The sequence below is a fragment of the Rothia sp. 27098_8_29 genome (assembly GCF_041432785.1).
GTDB classification, from domain to species: domain Bacteria; phylum Actinomycetota; class Actinomycetes; order Actinomycetales; family Micrococcaceae; genus Rothia; species Rothia mucilaginosa.
This window is the reverse complement of the sequence record NZ_JAPWAI010000001.1, coordinates 519,647-541,152: the sequence shown is the minus strand read 5'-3', so window position 1 is coordinate 541,152 and position 21,506 is coordinate 519,647. Positions and strand designations below refer to the sequence as shown.

Below are 21,506 nucleotides of genomic sequence, written 5' to 3'. Positions count from 1 at the left end.
AGTGAGAGCCCTAAAGGTCTATGCAATTACGCGGTGCGCTTGCAGAGGGTGACCTTGACGTAGCCGTTGCCACGTTCGCTACGAGCGGTCGGAGCGTTACCTGCGGAGGTAATGGTACCGCCGGAAACACCGGGAGCAACGTAGGAACCACCTGCGCCGCCGCCGCCGCCGAGCTGGCCGAAGGAGACGTTCTGGCGGATACCGTTGGGGTTGTTGTTCCACTTCTGGGTCAGAACGATTGCGGAGGAGGAGCTGGAAGCACCGGAGCCACCGCCACCGTAGCCTGCGCCACCACCTGCGGAGATGACGGACTCGTAGCCGTTGAAGTTGAAGCCGATGGAGGAGTACTCGAGAGCGTAACCGGTACCGTTGTGGGTACCCTCTTCCTTCTTGGTGCGATCGTTGTTGTCGATCAGGTAGGAGTAGGATGCTACACCGTCACCACCGGCACCGGTGAAGCCGGAGCCACCATTGTTACCGGACTTGGAGGACTGGTAAATCTCCTGGTTGTTGGCGGAGGAGAAGCCCAGAACACCGTTCGGGGACTTGCCGGTGTGCAGAGCGGTCTTAGCACCACCGTTACCACCGATACCGTTTGCGCCACCTTCACCGGCCTCAACGGTTTCGCGGATAGAGTTGTCAGCGTCGTAGATACCGAAGCCTTCAAGACCTGCAGAACCCGATGCACCGTCAGCGGAACCACCGGTGGAACCGAAGATGATGTTGCCGTTGCGCTTTGCGCCGGAGGGCCACTGCCAAGAAGCGGTCACTGCGCCAGCTTCCATGTACTGGGGGTTGTTGTTAGCGCCACCGTTGTTGATGAAGCCAGCGCCACCACCGCCACCTGCGACTGCAACGGGGGTACCGTCGATAACCAGAGCGGAGGAGCCACCACCGGATGCGGAGTAGGTAATACGCTTCAGGGGGGAGTTAGCGGGCCAAATAGTGTTGACCTGCTGCATGATGCTGGAGGGGATGGGGTTGGGCAGGTTGGAGGAACCACCGTTACCGTAGCCCTCACCACCCTCAGCTGCAGTCAGGGGGCCGTTACCAATACCACCGGCTGCGCCGATGAGCTGAACGGTCTGGCCGGGCTTGACCTCGATGATACCGGTGATCTTTGCACCGGAACCTGCTGCCATATCGTCGTAGTTGGTACCACCAGCGCCACCGACGACCTCGAACTTGATCTTGTCGACCAGTGCGGGAACGACGAAGGATGCGGTGCCCTTAGCACCGGATGCGGCGCCGTTTGCGGAGTAAGCTACGGTCTCTTCCCACTCACAAACAGTGGAGGAAGCGAAAGCGGGAACTGCAGCAGATGCTGCGACAACCGGAGCAGCCCATGCTGCGCCAGCGACAACCTTGCGGCGAGAAATGTTAGTAGACATGTATGTCCTTCGAGAGTGATGTCATTTTGAGGAATAAAAGTTATCACCCGCCGTCGTGCGCGGCGAAGAACGTCACCTGATGAGATTCGAGTGAGTGAAGTAGGCTTGCGCCTAACCTCTGGTGATAACGACATAATGCTGTACTCCGCTCCCCTACATAGGGAGACGCGCTTCAGAACGCTTGGTGTTCGTTCTGTAAGGCCTTAGACCTCGGGCGCAGATTTCGGGTACGGCTAAAACTATACCCATCAAGAACCTATCCCGCAATGGTTCCAAAAATGGTTTGATGAGGGGGTTTCCCTTAAACTCTCCGCCTTAGTTGAAGGTTTTTCAACCAAAATAGGTTACTTAAGGGAGTTACAGGTCTCTTAAACCCGAATTCGAACCCCATACAACCCCAAACCCTCAAGCTTTAGTTGAATAAATAATCTACAAAAAAGTAATCAAGGTCACTAAAAATAGATGTTTTTAGCGTGTCACACACACGCAAGCACACACCCACACACACAAACCCACAGAATATTCCTGCATGTGAGAGCACAAAAGAGGCCCCAACCCCTCACAAACACCCAGATACACTGGAAACATGCCCCTCAAGCACACCGAACCCCAGAAGAACCCACAGAACAGCACCGAGACAGCCGAATCAGGCTACGCCGTAACGCATACCCTCGGCATCTCAGAAAGCAGCGACCTACCCGCCGACGCAATCAGCGCCTCCAGCCGCGTGCAAAACTACATCAGAGACAAACGCAGCTGGATGAACGTCCTCGTCGTCGCACACATGCAGTTCTTCTGCTGCATGCTCTCCGTTGCCTTCGTCAACAACTACGGCTGGATCCCGCTCATCTCCGCGCTCTGCAGCACCACCGCGCTCTACTTCCGCTACCGCTTCCCCTACGGCAGCATCTACGTGGTCATCGCGGCGCTCTGCCTCACCCTCGTGGAGCCCTTCCCCGACTCACTCGCCATCACCTGCTACCCGCCCGTCAGCCTCGCCGCCTACCATATCGGTCGGCACTGGACCCGCCGCGCCCGCTTCCGCGGCCTCATTCTCGGCTGGGTCGGCGCACTCGCCGTCACCGTGCAGGCCTCGCTCTCGTTCCTCTACCACTGGGACGACATGCCCGCCCGCATCTTCATCTCCCTGATGCTCGGCGTGCTCTGCGGATCCATCTTCACCGTCTTCTGGTTCCTCGGCGACTCCCGCCGCATGCGCGAACTGCGCAGCGAGGAATTCAAAGAACGCGCCCGCCGCCTCGAATACGAGCAGGAACAGGAACGCCGCCTCGCAGCGCAGGACGAACGCACCCGCATCGCCCGCGAAATGCACGATATTGTGGCGCACTCGCTCTCCAGCATTATTTCCCAGGCGGACGGGGCACGCTACGCAGCCGCGAGCACCCGCACCGCACGCGCACAGCAGGTAGAACAGGCAAAGCAGGCGGGTCAGGCTCAGCAGCAGAATACGCCGGATATTGCCGAGCAGACCCTCGAGCTCATCGCCGAGACCGCCCGCGACTCCCTTACCCAGATGCGTTCCCTCCTCGGGCTGCTCCGCACCGACGAGGCGATCGCCTACGCGCCCGTGCCCACCCTCAACGATGTGCCCGCCCTCGTGGAGCAGAGCCGCCGCGCCGGGCTACCCGTCACCTTCACCGGAATCACCGGCACCGGAATCACCGGCACCATGGCACGCACCCTACCGCAGGGCGCCGAGCTGGCGGCGTACCGCACCGTGCAGGAGGCGCTCACCAACGCGCTCAAGCACTCCCCCGGCGCCGCAACCACCGTCGCCATTCACTGGGGTAAGGACGGTCTGCACTTGTGGGTGCAGAACGACCCGGTTTCCTCTGCCGCGGCTCAGCACATTGCCCGCCCGGTACCCGGTAGCGGTAACGGTCTGCGCGGCATGAGCGAGCGCATCGCCCTCTACCACGGCACCCTCACATACGGTCTGCAGCCTGATGGCGGCTGGCTCGTTGAGGCGGCGCTGCCCTACCGCGACCTCTAATAGCGGTGCCCTCTACTACCTCGTGATCTAGGATTGAAACTATGTACTCTTCTGCACCACAGACTTCTGCACCACAGACCACCCAGCCGATTCGCGTGATGCTCGTTGACGACCAGCGCCTAGTGCGCGGCGGCCTGAGCATGCTCGTCAACTCCCAGCCGGACCTGCAGGTCGTCATGGAGGCTGATGACGGTCTGGCGGCGATTGACGTTTTTGACCGCATGGTCTCTGAGGGGCAGGCGCCGCAGGTCATCCTCATGGATGTGCGCATGCCGCACTGCGACGGCCTGGAGGCGGCGCGCCGTATTCTGGAGCGTGACGGCGAGCGTGAAGAGGATGAGCGGGTGCGCATTATTATGCTCACGACCTTCGATATTGATGAGTACGTGTATTCGGCGGTGCGTGCGGGTGCGAGCGGTTTCTTGTTGAAGGACACTCCGCCGGAGCAGCTGCTGGAGGCGATTCGTACGGTGCACCACGGCGATGCGGTGATTGCGCCGTCTGCGACTCGCCGCCTGTTGGAGCATATGATTCCGGTGCTGGACTCCCCCGCTCCTGTTGTTCCTACCGCTCCTGCCGCTCCTGCCGCTGAGTCTGTTCCTGCTATTCCCCCGGCTGCTGGTTCTGAGCTTCCTAAGGCAACGTTCATTCCGGCTGAGCATGCAAGCTTTGAGCCTGTGCAGGATTATCCGCATCGTGAGTTGATTGAGCAGTTGTCGCCGCGTGAGTTTGAGGTGCTGGGCCTGATTGCGCGTGGCTTGTCGAATGCGGAGATTACGCGGGAGCTGGTGCTTTCGGAGGCGACGGTGAAGACGCATGTGTCGCATGTGTTGGCGAAGTTGGGTGCGCGTGATCGTGTGCAGGCGGTCATTATGGCGTATGAGGCGGGTATCGCCCACTAGCGCTCCCTTATATAAGGGCACAGCAGAATAGAGGACGCAGTGAAGCCCCGGCGGGCGCCTCCTTATCAGGGGCACCCTCCGGGGCTCTTTAGTTAAGTGGTTTCTTGTATCTCATCGATGATTCGCTCAAAGTCGCTCATCAGCTCAGGCAACTTCTTATAGCGGCAGCTCCACCATGTCCGGTTCAGCCTCCGCGTAGATGCGGGGGCGTAGCTGGGTGACCATATCCACGCTGCGGCCGGTCAGCTGTTCAATACGGTGCTGAGCGTCCACCATCTGCATGAACTCGTCAAAAGGAGCTACACCCGGCATCTGCACCAGAAAATCCAGGTCGCTCGTTTCGGTCAGCTCACCGCGGGCGGCGCTACCGAAGAGCCGGGCACGGCGCACACCAGCGTCACGGAGGATCTGAAGAACCTCCGCTTCATGGGGTAGCGTGTACCCGCGACGCAGATTGGGGTGGCTAGTACTCATACACCCATCATACGCGCAAAGCCATGCTACAGGTCAGCTCCAAGAGTCTGAGAGCACAAGCACGGCAGACTAGAGGACACAGTGAAGCCCCGGCGGGCGCCTCCTGATCGGGGGCACCCTCCGGGGCTCTCTCACGCCGAGTATCCGGGTTCGCCGGGTACTGTAACTATGCCAGATACAGCGGGTTAGCCGCGCATACCCTCAACCGGGGACATGCGAGCCGAACGAGCCGCCGGCAGAGCCGAAGCGAGCATCGCGGCGAGCACACCCACCACGAGGATGACCACGTACCAGACGTACGGCAGGTCAAGCACGAGCGGGGCGGAAGCACTCATGGAAGACATAATAATCTGCGCCGAGAGGCTACCAATCACACCACCGGAAACCATACCGAGCACCACTGCAGCGAGCGTAATCAGAATCGCCTCAATGGAAATCATGCGGCGCAGCTGCTTGCGGGACAGACCCAGCGAGCGGAGCATCGCGTTCTCGCGGCGGCGTTCGTTGACCGACAGGGTCATCGTGTTCGCCACACCAATGATGGAGATGACCACTGCGAGCATGAGCATCACCAGGGTGAAGGTCAGCATAACGGTCAGCAGCTGGTCGTAGGTCTGACGTTCCTGCAGACCACCGGTGAAGGAGCTGTCCGGGCTGGCTCGGTTCAGGTCAGCCTGCAGGGTCGCGTTCTCGCTACTGGTCAGCGGGGAGGCGGCGCGCACCAGAACGACGGTGTCGTTACCGGTTGCCTGGCTGGTGACAGTCAGGTGAGCTGCCTTCGTCTGAGCTTCCTTGTCACCGCTGGCGATTGCTTCTTCCAGGCGCTTCTGAGCTTCCTCAGCGGCAGGGTTGGCAACCTTCTGCGGGTTCTTGGCGTCCTGCAGCTTGGCGGCGGTGGCAGGGTTGACAATCAGCAGGTGCTGCTTGGTTGCGGACTTGACGGGCTTGAGTTCCACTTCGCCGAGCGGGCCGTGTGCCTTCAGGCGGCTGGATTCGTTCAAGCCAGCGGACTTCCAGAGGCCCTGCGGTACGAGCACGGTGTCGTCGGCAAGGTTCGAGTTTTCGCCCGGCAAGATTGCCTTCAAATCGGAGGAGCTCAGCGCCACCAGGTCGGAATTCTGGTTGGCGGTCTGGCCTTCGTACTCGACGGTGTAGTCAACCACACCGGCTGCGTAACCGACGGCGGATGCCTGAACGTTCTTAATACCCTTGACCTTGGAGGCGATTTCCTCCGCCTTGGTCACGGTGGAGGCAGCCTCAGACTGGTCGTACGAGCTGTACTTTGCCTGCGCAGAAATCGGGTACTGCTGATCCAGGGCCTTGGTCAGCGAGGCGCTCAGCACCGAGTAACCGGTGAGCACAGTCGACACGACCAGGGTACCCACCAGCACGGCGCGGCCGGTGGAGACGGTGCGCTTGGGCGAACGCAGTGCGTTGGCGAGCGCCAGCTTGCCGGTCTGGGTGCGGGTGACCTTACCGAGGGCACGTACCAGCGGGGGCAGTACCAGCGGGGTGAGGAGGAAGACCGCAATACCGAGCAGCAGTGCGGCCCCCATCATGAGGAGGATGGCCTTATTGCCGGCGCCCTCACCGGAACCCTGGTTCTGAGCCAGCATAACCAGGCCGATACCTGCGGCACCGAAGACCAGACCCAGGATTGGGCCGACCTTGCCGGGCTTGCGCACCTCAAGGTTGGTGTGCTCGCTCATCGCGCTGATGGGCGAGATGCGCAGGGCGCTTCGTGCCGGGGAGAGCGACGCCAGAACCGTCACGATGGTGCAGATCAGGGTACTGATAATCACCGGGGTGATTGAGTACGAAATCATGATGGTGGTGAGGTTTGCACCAACCAGCGCGCCAACCGGGTAGGTCAACAGCGCACCGATGAGGGAGAACACCACGCCCACGGTAATGGATTCGATGAGTAGCATCCGTACGAGGGAGCCGCCACGGGCACCGAGGGTACGCAGCAGAGCCAGTTCACGGATGCGCTGGCCGACCAGCACCGCGAAGGTGTTGGAGATGACGAAGGAGGAAACCAGCAGAGCCAGTGCCGCGAAGGCGCCCAGAACCACGCTAATGGAGGTGAAGACCGTGGAGATGGTCTTCTGGTAGTCCTCCAGCAGCTTCTGACCGGTCATGACGCGCGGGTCGTTCTTGGTGTCGCCGCTGCTGAGGGTATCCTGCAGGCTCTTGAGTTTGGCGTCGGTTACGCCGTCCTTGAACTTGAGGTAGATGAGGTTCGCGCCAGCCATGCTTCGGTAGCCTGCCGCGGAACTCTTGTTTTCTGCCTCGGCTGCCTTCAGGGCGGCTTCGCCGAGGCTGGTGCCACCAATGAAGACAGCCTGATTGGTGGTGGAGCCTTCAAAACCGGGGTCGAACAGACCGACGACGGTGTATTCGGCGGTCTTATCAGTACCGGGGGCACTGACGGATTCTACAACGTCGGTGCTGGTGACCTTGCCGTTCAGCGAGAGGTTGTGCTTCTTCGCGAAGTAGGTAGAGACCATGATTTCGTGGTCGCTACTGGGGATTTTGCCCTGCACCTTGTACGGGAAGAGGCTAGAGTCGGCGGGCAGCTGGTCGTACTGCACCTGGGTTGCCTGGTCGCCGGTGCCGAGCTTACCCGTGACAGCGTACTGTACCCAGTAGCCGGAGAGCAGGTCGCTCTTTTCTACTTTCTGAATCTGGTCACGAGTCAGGTAGATAGAGGTGCTGTCTCTACCGTCGGAGGTTGTAGCGGCGGAGGCGACAACCGCCTCGGCGCGGGAGAGCACGTCACCAACGGAGGAGTTGACAGTCGCCTGCAGCGAGTTGGTGAGCATCATAATGGCGGCGATGAAGAAGGATGAGATCGCGATGCCTATGCCCGTGAGGACGTATTTTCCTTTGGAGGCGCGCAGATTGGAGCGCGCCACCGTGTTCAGTGTGGTTGCCACGGCTTATCGACCTTCCAGCTGTGCCATTGCGCCGAGGACGGCGTCGTAGGTGGGTTCGATCATTTCGCCGGCGACCATGCCGTCCTTGATGAAGACCACGCGGTCTGCGTAGGAGGCGGCGTTTGCGTCGTGGGTGACCATGAGGATGGTCTGTGCGTGGTCGGTTGCGGCGGCACGCAGCAGGCGCAGCACCTCGGCGCCGGAGTTGGAGTCGAGGTTACCGGTCGGTTCGTCGGCGAAGACCACTTCGGGGCGTGCGAGCAGGGCGCGCACGATGGCGACGCGCTGCTGCTGACCGCCGGAGAGCTGTTCGGGGCGGTGGTCGAGGCGGGTTTCCAGGCCGAGGGTCTTGACCAGGTAGTCGCGCCACTGCTGGTCCGGCTTCTTACCGGCAAGGCCCAGGGGCAGGTCAATGTTCTGGCCCGCGGTGAGGGTGGGCACCAGGTTGAACGCCTGGAAGATGAAGCCGATGTGTTCGCGGCGGAATTCGGTGAGGGCGTTGTCCTTCAGGCCGAAGAGCTCGGTACCGCCAATACGAATCGAGGTTGCCGGGTTCGGGTCGGGGGTGTCCAGGGTTGCGATGGTCTGCATCAGCGTGGACTTACCCGAGCCGGAGGGACCCATAATGGCGGTGAACTTTCCCTGCTCAAAGTCAACGGAGACGTTGTTGAGGGCGTGGACGGTGGCTTCACCCATGCCGTAGGTTTTGGAAAGGTTTCGTGCGGAGACGGCGGGCTGTGCCGTCTGTGCGTGAGGAGTTGTCGTAGTCATGGTTCAATTATTTCACGCAATGTGGCGCTGACTACTGGGTTTTTCTCATCCTCCAGGTTGATTTTGGCGGGTGTTCACCGGGTCTTGACCTGCGGATGCAGGGGCTATCGCTAATCCCACGGGCTGAGATGCGTCTAAGGCTGGCTAGGAGGGGTGCCGGCATCATCCTTAAGGATGAGTGGCGGCTCAACCGGCATTCTCACCCTGCGTCCTTACCCCGCACCCCCACCCCCGTATCTCTGCCTCGCTTCTCTGCCCGCGCCTACACCTATATATGCGAAAAAGCCCCCGGCTCCTCCCCCATTCGGGGTCAGGAAGCCGAGGGCTTTCATACGCTATTCGCTATTGCAGAAGCAGCTGTTATGCCTTGGGTGCTTCGTAGCGGGGGAACACCGGTGCGGGTGCGGGCAGCTCGGTGCCGGGCACGAGCGCGGTGCCGAGGGCGGCGAACTGGCGGGACTCGCCTTCGGGTACGCCGAGCAGGGTCAGCAGCTTGGCGGTCGAGTCGGGCATAACGGGCTGCAGCAGCAGGGCGACCTGGCGCACGACCTCGAGGGTCACGTACAGCACGGTGTTCATGCGGTCGAGTTCGCCGTTCTTGCGCAGGGTCCAGGGTTCCTGCTCTGCGAAGTAGGCGTTGGTGTCTGCGAGGACGGTCCAGATGCGGTCGAGTGCGCGGTGGAATGCCTGCTCGTCGAAGTCTGCACGGACGGGCTCGTAGAGGGCTGCCGCCTCGTCGAGGATCTTACGGTCGGCTTCGGTGAATTCACCGTGCTCGGGCACGGCACCGCCGCAGTTCTTGGCGACCATGGACAGCGAACGCTGGGCGAGGTTGCCGAGGTTGTTTGCCAGGTCGGAGTTGATGCGGTTGATGATGGACTCTTCGGAGTAGGAGCCGTCCTGGCCGAAGGACACCTCGCGCATGAGGAAGAAGCGCACCGCGTCCAGGCCGAACGCGTCGACGAGGTTTGCGGGGTCGACGACGTTACCAACGGACTTGGACATCTTCTCGCCGTTGACGAGCAGGAAGCCGTGGCCGAACACGCGCTTGGGCAGTTCGATTCCGGCAGACCACAGGAATGCGGGCCAGTAGATGGAGTGGAATCGGGTGATGTCCTTACCGATGAGGTGCAGGTCGGCGGGCCAGTACTTGGTGAACAGTTCGTTGTCGGTGTCGGGGTAGCCGAGGCCGGTGATGTAGTTGGTGAGGGCGTCGACCCACACGTACATGACGTGCTTGTCGTTGCCGGGTACGGGTACGCCCCAGTCGAAGGTGGTGCGGGAGATGGACAGGTCATTGAGGCCGCCCTTGACGAAGGAGATCAGTTCGTTGCGGCGGGATTCGGGGTAGACGTAGCCTTCGTTGGCGTAGAGTTCGAGGAGCTTGTCGCCGTACTTGGAGAGGCGGAAGAAGTAGGATTCTTCTTCGGTCCATTCGACTTCGGTGCCGGTGGTGATGGCGTAGCGCTGGCCGTCGCGTACTTCGGTTTCGTCTTCTGCGTAGTAGGCTTCGTCGCGTACGGAGTACCAGCCGGCGTACTTGTCGAGGTAGATGTCGCCGTTTTCTTCCATGCGCTTCCAGATGGCCTGGGATGCGACGTAGTGGTCGGGGTCGGTGGTGCGGATGAAGCGGTCGTAGCTGATGTTCAGCGCGTCGTTCATTGCTTTGAAGCGTGCGGAGTTCTCGTCGGCGAGTTCTTTGGCGGTTTTGCCGAGTTTTTCGGCGGTGGTCTGCATCTTCTGGCCGTGCTCGTCGGTGCCGGTCATGAAGCGCACGTCGAAGCCGTCGAGGCGCTTGAAGCGGGCTAGCACGTCGGCTGCGATGGTTTCGTAGGCGTGGCCGATGTGCGGGTTGCCATTGGGGTAGGAGATGGCGGTGGTGATGTAGAACGGAGTTGCAGTCATAACTTTCAGTTTACCGCAGTCTTAGGCGCGACTCTCACCGGGGTTACACTCTGATACGCGGTGGCTCATTGTTTGCGGGGTGGAGGCTACCACGCCGCATGTTTCCTCCGCGCCTACGCAGGGGCACCCGTCACCCGGACGCTCCGCTTCCTCCTTGCTTCGCTGCGGAGAGCGTCCGTGTGACACCCTGAGGGCGCTTCCGGAAAACACGGCGCACCAGCCTAAACATCCAAGCCGCCAAGTAGCAGACCAAACCGCGACAGCCCTCCCCCGCCCACATGCAAAACACCAACCGCCAAGCAACACACTAAATCGCGACAGCCCTCCCCCGCCCCAGTTCGCTAGGCACGGGGCGCACACCCAAACCACCGCGCAGCTACCGCAACCCCGGCGGGATAACGTGCCCCTGCCGAACCCGCAGAAACCATCTGAGGAATCGGTGTCGTCCGTAGTGACATCAGGGTGTCCGAGCTCTGCGAGGACAGGTCCCCCTGTAGGAACGAGGACGAACACCGATTCCTCAACCCATGAAGCCTGCATTTCAAGGGGAACGCAAAAATCCCGCTGATTCCGAAGAATCAGCGGGATTTTCTGTAAAGTGCGCCCCCTGGGACTCGAACCCAGAACCCATTGATTAAGAGTCAATTGCTCTGCCAATTGAGCTAGAGGCGCTTATTTTGTTTTTGCGGGTTTCCCTTGCAACAAGTAAATACTATACGGCATTCTTCAACCGCCCGCAACTCGATTAAGCATGAAATGCATCACATATTTGTTGAGTGTTGTTGTTCAGCTTGAAACAGCAAGAATCCGGCGCCCACCTCCTCCCCTGTGCGGGATGAGAGGTGGAACGCCGGATTCTTAGAAAGCTATTGCTGAGCTACCACTTAGCGAGCGACCGAACCTTCGGTGTAGTCGTCGTCAGCGGTGTTCCAGGAGAACAGCTCGCGCAGCTTGCGGCCGGTTGCCTCGATGGGGTGTGCCTCGCCCTTTGCGCGCAGTTCCTTGAACTCGGGTGCGCCTGCAGCCTGGTCTTCCATGAAGCGCTTTGCAAAGTTGCCGTTCTGGATGTCTGCCAGGACAGCCTTCATGTTTTCCTTGACCTCGGGGGAAATCACGCGGGGGCCGGAGACGTAGTCGCCGTACTCTGCGGTGTCGGAGATGGACCAACGCTGCTTAGCGATGCCGCCCTCGATCATCAGGTCAACGATGAGCTTGAGCTCGTGCAGGACCTCGAAGTATGCGATTTCGGGCTGGTAGCCAGCTTCGGTCAGAACCTCAAAGCCGTACTGGACGAGCTGGGAGGTGGAGCCGCAGAGAACTGCCTGCTCACCGAACAGGTCGGACTCGGTCTCTTCGGTGAAGGTGGTCTTGATGACGCCTGCACGGGTTGCACCCAGTGCCTTTGCGTAGGACAGTGCCAGTGCGAGTGCTTCGCCGGATGCGTCCTTCTCAACTGCAACCAGGGCGGGAACGCCGCGGCCTGCTTCGAATTCGCGGCGGACGGTGTGGCCGGGGCCCTTGGGGGCAACCATTGCCACGTCGACACCCTCGGGTGCGGTGATGTAGCCGAAGCGGATGTTGAAGCCGTGTGCGAAGAACAGTGCGTTGCCGGGCTTCAGGTGGGGTTCGATGCTCTCTGCGTAGACCTTTGCCTGGACCTGGTCCGGGGTCAGGATCATAATGACGTCTGCTTCTGCTGCTGCTTCTGCAACGGTTGCGACGCGCAGGCCTTCTGCCTCAGCCTTGGCACGGGACTTGGAGCCCTCGGACAGACCGACGATGACCTTCACGCCGGAGTCACGCAGGTTCAGTGCGTGTGCGTGGCCCTGGGAGCCGTAGCCGATAACTGCTACGGTGCGACCCTGGATCAGGGAGAGGTCTGCGTCGTCGTTGTAGAAAATGGTTGCTGCCATTTCTTCTCCTCAGTAAGTTTGGTATGCGGCCCAGGCTGGGCTCAACATTGACTATTCTACTTGATAGCTTTTGGGGTGCAGGTTTACGAGAGCACTTCTCAGATTGTGGCTCAAGATTTTACAACCTGCAGAGTTTATGGGGTACTGCATCTATTTCTTTGGCATTAGGGTCCCCAGGTAGAGAAATCACCTAGTAGAGAAAGAAATAGAGAGTACCTGATGCTTCCCCGCCCGCACTGCGAATACGTGTGTTTCGGTTGTGCGGGCGGGAGAACTGCTACGGGAATGTAGCGTCAGGTATTTTGTGCTAGATGCGCTCGCTCATGGCGCGGGGGCCACGTGCCAGGCCGATGGTGCCTGCGCGAACAATTTCGCGAACACCGTAAGGCTCCAGAACATCCAGCAGTGCGTTGAGCTTCTCCTCAGAACCGGTTGCCTCGATGACAACAGACTCAGGGGAAACGTCAATCACAGATGCGCGGAACAGGTCAGCTGCCTGAACGATCTGCAGGCGAGCAACTGCGTCGGCCTTGACCTTAATCAGGATGTGGCCGCGCTGGGTGGAGGAGTCGGCGGGAAGCTCGACGACCTTCAGCACGTGAACCAGCTTGTTCAGCTGCTTAGTAATCTGCTCGATGGTGTGAGCGTCACCTTCGGTTACGACGGTGATGCGGGAAACACCGGGGTTTTCGGTGGGGCCCACAGCCAGGGAGAGGATGTTGAACAGGCGGCGGGAGAACAGACCGGAAACTCGGGTGAGAACGCCCGGCTTATCTTCTACCAGAACGGACAGAGTGTGCTGAGACATTAGTTCTCTCCCTCACGATCGAACTCGGGCGAAGTGTTCTTCGCAATCCAAATCTTGTCATTAGAAACGCCTGCCGGGACCATGGGCCAGACCAGTGCGTGGGGGCTGACGGTGAAGTCAATGACCACGGGGCGGTCGTTGATTTCCAGGGCAGCCTTAATGGTGGCGTCCACGTCTTCATCGCGCTCGCAACGGAAGGTGGCGCAACCGTATGCGTCGCCGAGCTTCACGAAGTCGGGGATGCGTGCAGTGCCGTGACCGTCCTTCAGATCGGTGTTGGAGTAGCGCTCATTGTAGAACAGAGTCTGCCACTGGCGCACCATACCGAGGGAGGAGTTGTTGATGATAGCGACCTTGACGGGGATGTTGTTCTGTGCGCAGGTGACCAGTTCCTGGTTGGTCATCTGGAAGCAGCCGTCACCGTCGATGATCCACACGGTGGATTCGGGGTGTGCAACCTTTGCACCCATGCCGGCGGGAACGCCGTAGCCCATGGTGCCGAGGCCTGCGGAGCTAATGAAGTGACGGGGGCTCTCCTGCTGAATGTAGTGTGCACCCCACATCTGGTGCTGGCCAACGCCGGTGACGTAGTATGCGTCGGGGCCGGTGAGGGCGCTGATGCGCTCGAGGACGTATTCGGGGGAGCCGAGGCCATCGTTGGGCTTCTCGTAGCCGAGCGGGTAGTCCTTGCGGATTGCGTTGAGCTCGTTCCACCATTCGGTGAGGTTCGGCAGCTGGTCTGCGAACTCGGTGGAGAGCAGGTCGGTCAGCTCGGGCAGTACGTACTTGAGGTCGCCAACAATCGGCACGTCTGCGAAGCGAATCTTCGAGATTTCTGCCGGGTCAACATCAATGTGGATGACCTTAGCCTCGGGTGCGAAGGAGTCGAGCTTACCGGTGACGCGGTCGTCGAAGCGTGCACCGAGGGTAATCAGCAGGTCAGACTTCTGCATTGCGGCGACGGCGGGGACGGTGCCGTGCATGCCGGGCATGCCGAGGTTCTGGGGGTCAGAGTCGGGGAATGCACCGATAGCGTTCAGGGTGGTGACGACGGGTGCGCCGATGAGCTTAGCCAGCTTGTGGAACTCTTCGGAAGCACCTGCGCGGACCAGGCCACCGCCGACGTAGAAGACGGGGCGCTTGGATTCGGTGATGAACTTAGCTGCTTCGTGAATCTGCTTGGAGTGGCCACGGGTGACGGGGGTGTAACCGCGCAGCTCCAGATCCTCAGGAATGCCGCGGTATTCCATCATGCCAACCTGTGCGTCCTTGGTGACGTCCACGAGCACGGGGCCGGGGCGACCGGTGGATGCAATGTGGAATGCTGCTGCGAGCGCGCGGGGGATGTCCTGCGGGTCGGTGATCATGAAGGAGTGCTTGGAGATGGGCATTGCCATGCCGACGATGTCAGCTTCCTGGAATGCGTCAGAGCCCAGCAGCTTAGTGGACACCTGGCCGGTGATTGCGACCAGGGGGATGGAGTCCATGTTTGCGTCAGCGATTGCGGTCAGCAGGTTGGTTGCGCCGGGGCCGGAGGTTGCGATGCACACGCCGGTCTTACCACTGGACACTGCGTAGCCCTGAGCTGCGTGGCCTGCGCCCTGCTCGTGGCGGACCAGGATGTGGCGGACCTTCTTGGAGTCGTACAGGGGGTCATAGGTCGGCAGAATTGCGCCGCCAGGCAGGCCGAATACGTCAGTCACACCCAGGTCTTCGAGGGTGCGGACGATAGCCTGAGAACCGGTCATGCGTTCTGCGGGAGCGTTTGCCGCGTCATCAGAAGTGGAAAATCCCATGGTCATGGAAATGCCTCGTGTCTTAATGGTTCTTCGTTGTACTCAATGTTCTGCGTGGGGTTTGTGTGATCCTCACGCATCCTATGCCCGGGGGTACCAAGCTATAAAAAATGCCCCTCGCTGTTGGTGGTAGCGGTAGGGGCGCTCAGTCGCAGTGAATAGACCCTGCCACGCGCCCTAGGCGACGTCGACAAGGCGTAGAATTCGCTGGAACATTGCTGTCTTCACCCTTCTATGGTGCGCCCCAAGAAGGGGTGAGTCAAATCTCTATCGAGCAACACGCCCGTTTTTGTTCATAAAGGCGCAGGTCAGATACTTTCTTTCATGATGTGGACACATTGCACTTGTTGACACATTCCCACGTGTTCATTTGAACAGGTGAGAAAAACTCGCTTTTTTTGGATGTCATTGGGCGTAATATGTGCGAATACTCGTGACCTTCGTTGGTTGCCCCGGTAGACTGAAGCTATGACCGAACCGATCATCCCGGTCGCTGATGAGCTGACCGAAGCAAGTAAGTACGCAGAGGTTATCGACCCCCGTAACTCTGTTGAGAGTAGCGAGTTTTTGACGGGTGAGGAACTCATTCGGGTTCTGCACCCGGTTTTTGACGAGCAGATTATTAATTACGGTGCATACAATTTGGTGTATGCGACGGGCCGTGCGGTTTACCGTAATCCTGATTTGGCGTTGCATCAGTATCCTGATCAGCAGCATTTTATTGTTGGGTATCAGGATGCGCCTGATGAGGTGATTATTGCTCCGGTCAATTTGCCGGCGTTGACGCCTGCGGGTACGGCGACGACGATTGATAATACGAATGCTCTGCATGCGTATCGTGTGGGTGATGATGCGGTGACGCTTGAGTCGGTGAATGGCAGCTCGTTTTATTTGTCGTTTGAGGATAATGCTGAGGTTGCGACTCACCTTGGTACTGGCCTGTTGGAGCAGGGTAAGGATGTGGAGGATTTCCGTGAGTTTGTGACGCGGATTTGGCCGGTCCTGTAACAGAGACTTTTCTGATTGAATGCCCGCTGTAACCCCTTAGGGTTGCGGCGGGCTTTCGTGTGCTTGCACGCAAAACGCCAAGCCACCACGCAAAACACTAAACCGCGACAGCCCTCCCCCGCCCCAGTTCGCTAGGCACGGGGCGCACACGAAACCACCGCGAATCTACCGCAACCCCGGCGGATCCGAAGCGTACCCCGAATACCGATACACGCAGAGGTGCATATATCCTCTGCCGCGACATCAGGGTGTCCGAGCTCTGCGAGGACAGGTCCCCTGCAGGAGCAAAGAGGATAATATGCACCTCGCACGACAAAACTGCATTTATTGAGGGAACGCAAAAATCCCGCCGATTCCGAAGAATCAGCGGGATTTTCTTTGAAGTGCGCCCCCTGGGACTCGAACCCAGAACCCATTGATTAAGAGTCAATTGCTCTGCCAATTGAGCTAGAGGCGCTTGCTTGTTTCAAGGTTTCCCTTGCAACAGAAAAATACTATACGCGAGTTTCCGTGGTGTGCGCAAGTTGATTTAGGGTGAGCCTGGACACATTGTTTGGGTGGGGTGTGTGGGACACTAGACTGTGTGTATTGCATGGGGCGCGTCCGCCCTTGGTACTGTGTGGGGCGCATCCGCCGCTCCCCTGCTGATTTCTATTGATGTTTTGAGGAGTTATTGATGAGCGTTCGTCTTGAGCCGGGTACCCCGGCGCCTGCTTTTACCCTTGCTGATGCGTCGGGTAAGGAGCACAGTCTGAGTGATTATGCGGGCAGCAAGGTGATTTTGTATTTTTATCCGAAGGCTTCGACTCCGGGTTGCACTAAGGAGGCATGCGATTTCCGCGATAATTTGGCGTCGTTGAAGTCGCTGGGTTACGTAGTGTTGGGTGTTTCTCCGGATTCGCCGGCGGCTATTGCTCGTTTTGTGGAGAAGGAGTCGTTGACGTTCCCGTTGCTGTCTGATGCTGATCATGCGGTGGCTGAGGCGTATGGCGCGTGGGGTGAGAAGAAGAATTACGGCAAGGTGTATGAGGGCCTGATTCGTTCGACGTTTGTGATTGATGAGCAGGGTGTTATTTCTGTGGCTCAGTACAATGTGCGTGCGACGGGTCATGTGGCGAAGTTGCGTCGTGATTTGGGTATTGACCCGAAGTAGGGGCGTGCTTTTTAGGGTTTGCGTATCGCCGTTCTGCTGATTCTTGAGGGGGCTGTCGTTCGGCGTGTTTGCAGGCTTTTTGCCCTATGGGGGCTTCTTTATAAGGCTTGGAGAACCTTGGTTCCTGGTGTACACTAATTTCTTGTTGCCTCAGACGCATGCATCTTCGGATGTGGGGTGACGCTACGCGCGAGTGGTGAAATTGGCAGACACGCAGGATTTAGGTTCCTGTGCCTTATGGCGTGGGGGTTCAAGTCCCCCCTCGCGCACACACATTCACATTGGGCCCGCCGTCACGGTTTTCGTGGCGGCGGGTTCTCTTGTATGTGCCTTGCCGTGGTGGGTGTGTCTCGCCCGGTTGGGTGTTGAACCGTTATCCTGAGAGATAAGCATCCGCGACGGAAGAGAGGACCCTCCCGTGCAGCATCAGCCTTATGCATCGTCAGCTGTTGGCAGTTCTGATGCGCTGCTGCGAGCCACTGCCGGCTCGAGTGGCTTGAGTCGACGTGCCGTTTTGCGTTTTGGCGCGCTTTTTAGTGCTGGTTTGGCGCTTTCTGCGTGTTCTGGTCAGTCTTCTGCTGGTTCGTCTGCTGGTTCTTCGGCGAGCGCGTCGTCTGCTGATGCGCGTCGTGTGTTTCGTTTTGCGCAGGGTGCGGCGCCGTTGGGTTTGGATCCGGCGTTGTTTCCTGTGGCGAGTACGTATCAGGTGACGGCGCAGGTTTTGCAGACGTTGTTGGTGGCGAATCATTACACGGGTGATCCTGAGGTTCAGGATTCGTTGTGTAGTGAGTGGACGGTTTCTGATGACCGTTTGGTGCATACATTTGTGTTGCGTGAGGCACATTTTAGTAACGGTTCTGCGTTGTCTGCGGATGCTGTTGTGCAGAATTTCCAGAGGTGGCAGGCGTTGGCTACGGGTGAGGGTACTGCAGCTTTGGTGGTGCCTGCTCAGCCGTTGTTTGCGTGGGGTTTTGGTGTGCCGAAGCCGGGTTCTATTGATCCTTCGGCGGTGGAGCCTGCGCCTGTTCAGGCGTCTCCGTCGGGTGCAGCTACTCCGTCTGCTTCCGTGAGTGCGTCTGCTTCTGCAAGTGCTTCCCCGTCTGCTTCCGAGACGGCTACCCCGAGCGCGTCGGCTTCTGCATCGGCTTCTGCGGGTGCTCATGCTGCTACTCAGCCGGATGATAAGAAGAACAGCAAGAAGACAGATGCCACCCAGTCATTTGCAGTGCAGTCGTTCTTGCCGCTGGTTTCGTCGGTGGTGGCGAAGGGTAACTCTGTGGTGGTGACCCTGTCGCGTCCTTCGTTGGCGTTTCCGCGTATTTTGACGCAGCAGGCGTTTGGCATTATTGATCCTTCGCTTTTTGGTGCGGATCAGAAGCTGACGGGTAACCCGGTGGGTACGGGTGCGTTCCGTGTGGAGTCGTTCGAGGCCGGCACGGTTCGCTTGCTGAAGAATACCCATTTTGATGGTCAGGCACCTGAGCTGGATGAGATTCAGATTTCGACCCTCACTTCGTCGGATAAGCGTTATTTTGCGCTGATGCAGGGTCATATTGATGCGTGTGATCAGGTGAATTCGTCTGATCTGGGTCAGTTGGCGCGTGATGGTTATCAGACGCCGGGCCGTGACCCGTTCTCGCTGGTGTATTTGGGTTTGAATACGGCGCATCCGGTGTTGAAGAATATTTCGGTGCGTCGCGCTATTTCGCATGCTGTGGATCGCGGTGCACTACGTCAGTATTATCCGCAGGGCACCTCGGATACGCAGACGCTGATTTCGCCGTCGTTCCGCATTAAGGCTGATGACGCGAAGGATTACACGGACCGTAATCAGGATATGGCGCGCTCACTGTTGGCAACTGCTGGGTACGACAATCAGGTGATTGAGTGTTACTACCCTGCCGATGTGTCTCTACCGTGGATGGATACTCCGCAGAAGGTGTATTCGGAGATGGTGGCTTCGCTGATTGAGGTGGGCCTGAATATTAAGCCGGTGCCTCTGCCGTGGTCTGAGTATCTGTCGAAGAGCCGTGAGGTTTCTTCTGAGCGCGGTATTACCTTGGCGGGTTTCTACGGCATGTACCGTGACCCGTATGCGTTCTTTGGTCCGGTGTTGGCGCCGCTGATTGCTGAGCATCAGGTGCGTTCGTTGATTGCTAATGCGCCGTCGGATATGACGACTGGTTTGACGAAGAAGAGTTCTGATGTGCCGTCGTCGGGTGGCGCGAATTCGAATGTGCGGATTTCTGCGACTCCGAGCCCGCAGCCGAGTTATTCGCCGGATCCGTTGACGCCTGAAGAGGAGGCTTCGGCTTCTGCTTCGCCGAGCCCGTCGGCGTCGCCTTCGCCGTCGCCTACTGCTGTGGCGGTGGCGCCGTCGCCTCGTTTTACGCAGATTTTGGAGGCGATTCGTACCGCAGACTCTGCCGATTCGGTGGATTCGCAGCGTGAGCTGTACGCGAAGGTTGTGTCTCAGTTGGGTCAGTTCATGCCAGCGGTTCCGTTGCTGAATGTGACGTCTAAGGTGGCTGTGAGCCGTGAGGTTCAGGGCTATCAGACGGAGCAGAATGCGATTGAGCTGTTTGGAAAACTGCGTAAGTTGTAGGCAGTTCAGGTTTGAGTGTTGCGTTGTGCGCATGTTTGGCGTGCTCTGGAGGGTTTTTACCCTCCAGGGAAGCTAACATGTGAACTGCAACACTCTCCTGTTATTTGCTGATTCTAGCTATGCCAACCCCGCTAAAAGGAGTAGGCTAGATGATGTACCCCACAGTCATTGTGCCCAGGCCGGGCACCCGCACCCCTAAGGGAGAATTCAGTGGTAGCACGTACTGAACGAACCGACGTCGTCCTGGTCGGCGGCGGCATCATGAGCGCCACCCTCGGCGTGTTCCTCAAGGAGCTCGAACCGACCTGGAATATTATCCTGCTCGAACGCCTCGACAAGGTTGCTCAGGAATCCTCCAACCCCTGGAATAACGCAGGTACCGGCCACTCGGCGCTATGCGAACTCAACTACGCACCCGCTGGCCCCGACGGCACCGTCTCGGCAGCTAAGGCGCTGAACATTAACGAGCAGTTCCAGGTTTCCCGCCAATTCTGGGCTTCCCTGACTGAGAAGAATATTCTGACTGACACCAGCTTCATCAACCCGGTCCCCCACATGTCCCTGGTCTTCGGCGAAGACCACTCCAAGTACCTGGCTGCGCGCTACGATTCTTTCCGCAAGGAGAAGCTCTTCGAGCGTATGCAGTTCTCCAATGACCGCGAGAAGATTGGCGAATGGGCACCGCTGACCGTCAAGGGCCGCAAGGGTAACGAGCCGATGGCTGCAACCTGGTCCCCCGAAGGTACCGATGTGAACTTCGGCTCCCTCACCGAGCAGCTGGTCGATTACCTGCAGACCAAGGGTGTTGAGGTTCGCTACGGCTACCAGGTCACCAACCTGAACCGCGAATCGAACGGTTCCTGGCAGGTTGAGGCGATTAACCGCATCAACAAGGATGAGCCTCTGAGCATCAACGCGAAGTTCGTGTTCCTCGGCGCCGGCGGTGGCGCCCTGCATCTGCTACAGAAGTCCGGCATTGAAGAGGGTAAGGGCTACGGCGGCTTCCCCGTCTCCGGTCTGTTCCTGCGCAACACCCACGAGGCAACCGCAAACCAGCACAACGCTAAGGTGTACGGTCAGGCTTCGGTGGGTGCACCTCCCATGTCTGTTCCCCACCTGGACACCCGCTACGTGGACGGCAAGCGTGCTCTGCTCTTCGGACCCTACGCCGGTTTCAAGACAAACTTCTTGAAGCAGGGTTCCGTACTGGATTTGCCGAAGTCCCTGCGCCTGCACAACCTATACCCCATGACCCGTGCAGGTCTGGATAACTTCTCCCTGGTCAAGTACCTGCTCTCCGAGCTGGTCAAGGACAAGAACGCTCGCCTGGAGACCCTGCACCAGTACTACCCCGAGGCTGACGGCGGCGAGTGGGAGCTCATCGAAGCTGGTCAGCGCGTTCAGATCATGAAGAAGGACGCAAAGAAGGGCGGCATCCTGCAGTTCGGTACCGAGGTTGTCTCCGCAGCGGACGGCTCCATCGCGGCTTTGCTGGGTGCATCCCCCGGTGCTTCCACCGCGGCTCCGATTATGCTGAACCTGCTGGCTAAGTGCTTCCCCTCCAAGATTGCCGGTTGGGAGCCCCGTTTGAAGGAGCTTATCCCCGGTTACGGTGTGAAGCTCAACGACAACCCGGATCTGGCTGATGAGCTGATGGCTCACACCGCTAAGGTTCTGGGTATTCACAACTAGTTTTCAGTTAGGCTCAGCAGGTAGCTTTATACCCTAGCTGACAAGCCTTTTTTGAGGCTTTTCGGGGCGGTTACCCTCTCTAACTGACCGATAGGTCAGCTATCTGCACTCGCAGAAAAATGCGGGAGGGTTAGA

At 59.0% G+C, this 21,506-nt stretch carries 14 protein-coding genes and 3 tRNA genes; 7 read left to right on the top strand and 10 right to left on the bottom strand.

Going from position 1 to position 21,506, the window contains the following annotated elements:
* Positions 1-26: 26 nt before the first annotated feature.
* Positions 27-1,391, bottom strand: a complete 1,365-nt coding sequence (locus O3649_RS02185) for a hypothetical protein (protein ID WP_049348993.1) — start codon at positions 1,389-1,391, stop codon at positions 27-29.
* A gap of 586 nt (positions 1,392-1,977) precedes the next feature.
* On the opposite strand from O3649_RS02185, the gene O3649_RS02180 reads away from it, so the two are divergent.
* Positions 1,978-3,405, top strand: a complete 1,428-nt coding sequence (locus tag O3649_RS02180) for a histidine kinase (protein WP_371572553.1) — start codon at positions 1,978-1,980, stop codon at positions 3,403-3,405.
* 41 nt (positions 3,406-3,446) lie between these two features.
* Entirely contained in the window at positions 3,447-4,307 is an 861-nt protein-coding gene (locus O3649_RS02175) for a response regulator (RefSeq protein ID WP_371572551.1), read from the top strand.
* A gap of 156 nt (positions 4,308-4,463) precedes the next feature.
* Here the strand turns inward: O3649_RS02175 and O3649_RS02170 are convergent, their stop codons facing one another.
* The 8 genes from O3649_RS02170 to O3649_RS02135 all read right to left on the bottom strand — a co-directional run bounded on the left by O3649_RS02170 (position 4,464) and on the right by O3649_RS02135 (position 14,919).
* The gene (locus O3649_RS02170) at positions 4,464-4,781 is read right to left on the bottom strand and encodes a nucleotidyltransferase family protein (protein ID WP_049345070.1); all 318 of its coding nucleotides are present in this window, start codon (positions 4,779-4,781) and stop codon (positions 4,464-4,466) included.
* Positions 4,782-4,966: 185 nt separating this feature from the next.
* A complete protein-coding gene (locus O3649_RS02165; protein ID WP_371572549.1) occupies positions 4,967-7,720 on the bottom strand; it encodes an FtsX-like permease family protein in 2,754 nt (917 codons plus the stop codon).
* A gap of 3 nt (positions 7,721-7,723) precedes the next feature.
* On the bottom strand, positions 7,724-8,491 hold the full coding sequence (locus O3649_RS02160) for an ABC transporter ATP-binding protein (protein WP_049333221.1): 768 nt from the start codon (positions 8,489-8,491) through the stop codon (positions 7,724-7,726).
* Positions 8,492-8,851: 360 nt separating this feature from the next.
* Positions 8,852-10,396, bottom strand: coding sequence for a methionine--tRNA ligase (gene metG / locus O3649_RS02155; protein WP_371572547.1), 1,545 nt, complete (start codon positions 10,394-10,396; stop codon positions 8,852-8,854).
* A 599-nt stretch (positions 10,397-10,995) separates the two neighbouring features.
* Positions 10,996-11,068: transfer RNA gene (locus O3649_RS02150), tRNA-Lys, on the bottom strand.
* Positions 11,069-11,280: 212 nt separating this feature from the next.
* A complete protein-coding gene (gene ilvC, locus O3649_RS02145; protein WP_070738796.1) occupies positions 11,281-12,309 on the bottom strand; it encodes a ketol-acid reductoisomerase in 1,029 nt (342 codons plus the stop codon).
* Between the two features lie 307 nt (positions 12,310-12,616).
* The gene (gene ilvN / locus O3649_RS02140; RefSeq protein WP_005505523.1) at positions 12,617-13,117 is read right to left on the bottom strand and encodes an acetolactate synthase small subunit; all 501 of its coding nucleotides are present in this window, start codon (positions 13,115-13,117) and stop codon (positions 12,617-12,619) included.
* On the bottom strand, positions 13,117-14,919 hold the full coding sequence (locus O3649_RS02135) for an acetolactate synthase large subunit (RefSeq protein WP_070666281.1): 1,803 nt from the start codon (positions 14,917-14,919) through the stop codon (positions 13,117-13,119). The genes ilvN and O3649_RS02135 overlap by 1 nt, the downstream gene beginning before the upstream one ends.
* A 462-nt stretch (positions 14,920-15,381) precedes the next feature.
* Here O3649_RS02135 and O3649_RS02130 point away from each other — a divergent pair, with 462 nt between their 5' ends.
* A complete protein-coding gene (locus O3649_RS02130) occupies positions 15,382-15,921 on the top strand; it encodes a hypothetical protein (RefSeq protein ID WP_294458797.1) in 540 nt (179 codons plus the stop codon).
* A 384-nt stretch (positions 15,922-16,305) separates the two neighbouring features.
* Here O3649_RS02130 and O3649_RS02125 read toward each other — a convergent pair.
* Positions 16,306-16,378, bottom strand: a tRNA-Lys gene (locus O3649_RS02125).
* A 219-nt stretch (positions 16,379-16,597) separates the two neighbouring features.
* On the opposite strand from O3649_RS02125, the gene bcp reads away from it, so the two are divergent.
* The 4 genes from bcp (at position 16,598) to O3649_RS02105 (ending at position 21,371) form a co-directional block, all read left to right on the top strand.
* Positions 16,598-17,074, top strand: a complete 477-nt coding sequence (bcp, locus tag O3649_RS02120) for a thioredoxin-dependent thiol peroxidase (RefSeq protein ID WP_005508643.1) — start codon at positions 16,598-16,600, stop codon at positions 17,072-17,074.
* 187 nt (positions 17,075-17,261) lie between these two features.
* A tRNA-Leu gene (locus tag O3649_RS02115) sits at positions 17,262-17,343 on the top strand.
* 149 nt (positions 17,344-17,492) lie between these two features.
* Complete coding sequence (locus O3649_RS02110; RefSeq protein WP_371572544.1) at positions 17,493-19,679, top strand: ABC transporter substrate-binding protein; 2,187 nt, start codon at positions 17,493-17,495, stop codon at positions 19,677-19,679.
* 210 nt (positions 19,680-19,889) lie between these two features.
* Positions 19,890-21,371, top strand: a complete 1,482-nt coding sequence (locus tag O3649_RS02105; RefSeq protein WP_102033328.1) for a malate:quinone oxidoreductase — start codon at positions 19,890-19,892, stop codon at positions 21,369-21,371.
* Positions 21,372-21,506 lie beyond the last annotated feature (135 nt).

What these genes read in the sequence shown, in the direction of transcription:
- O3649_RS02170 (WP_049345070.1), bottom strand. Translation starts at nt 4,781, where the DNA reads ATGAGTACTAGCCACCCCAATCTGCGTCGCGGGTACACGCTACCCCAT.
- O3649_RS02160 (WP_049333221.1), bottom strand. Translation starts at nt 8,491, where the DNA reads ATGACTACGACAACTCCTCACGCACAGACGGCACAGCCCGCCGTCTCC.
- ilvN (WP_005505523.1), bottom strand. Translation starts at nt 13,117, where the DNA reads ATGTCTCAGCACACTCTGTCCGTTCTGGTAGAAGATAAGCCGGGCGTT.
- O3649_RS02175 (WP_371572551.1), top strand. Translation starts at nt 3,447, where the DNA reads ATGTACTCTTCTGCACCACAGACTTCTGCACCACAGACCACCCAGCCG.
- O3649_RS02185 (WP_049348993.1), bottom strand. Translation starts at nt 1,391, where the DNA reads ATGTCTACTAACATTTCTCGCCGCAAGGTTGTCGCTGGCGCAGCATGG.
- O3649_RS02180 (WP_371572553.1), top strand. Translation starts at nt 1,978, where the DNA reads ATGCCCCTCAAGCACACCGAACCCCAGAAGAACCCACAGAACAGCACC.
- O3649_RS02130 (WP_294458797.1), top strand. Translation starts at nt 15,382, where the DNA reads ATGACCGAACCGATCATCCCGGTCGCTGATGAGCTGACCGAAGCAAGT.
- bcp (WP_005508643.1), top strand. Translation starts at nt 16,598, where the DNA reads ATGAGCGTTCGTCTTGAGCCGGGTACCCCGGCGCCTGCTTTTACCCTT.
- metG (WP_371572547.1), bottom strand. Translation starts at nt 10,396, where the DNA reads ATGACTGCAACTCCGTTCTACATCACCACCGCCATCTCCTACCCCAAT.
- ilvC (WP_070738796.1), bottom strand. Translation starts at nt 12,309, where the DNA reads ATGGCAGCAACCATTTTCTACAACGACGACGCAGACCTCTCCCTGATC.
- O3649_RS02135 (WP_070666281.1), bottom strand. Translation starts at nt 14,919, where the DNA reads ATGACCATGGGATTTTCCACTTCTGATGACGCGGCAAACGCTCCCGCA.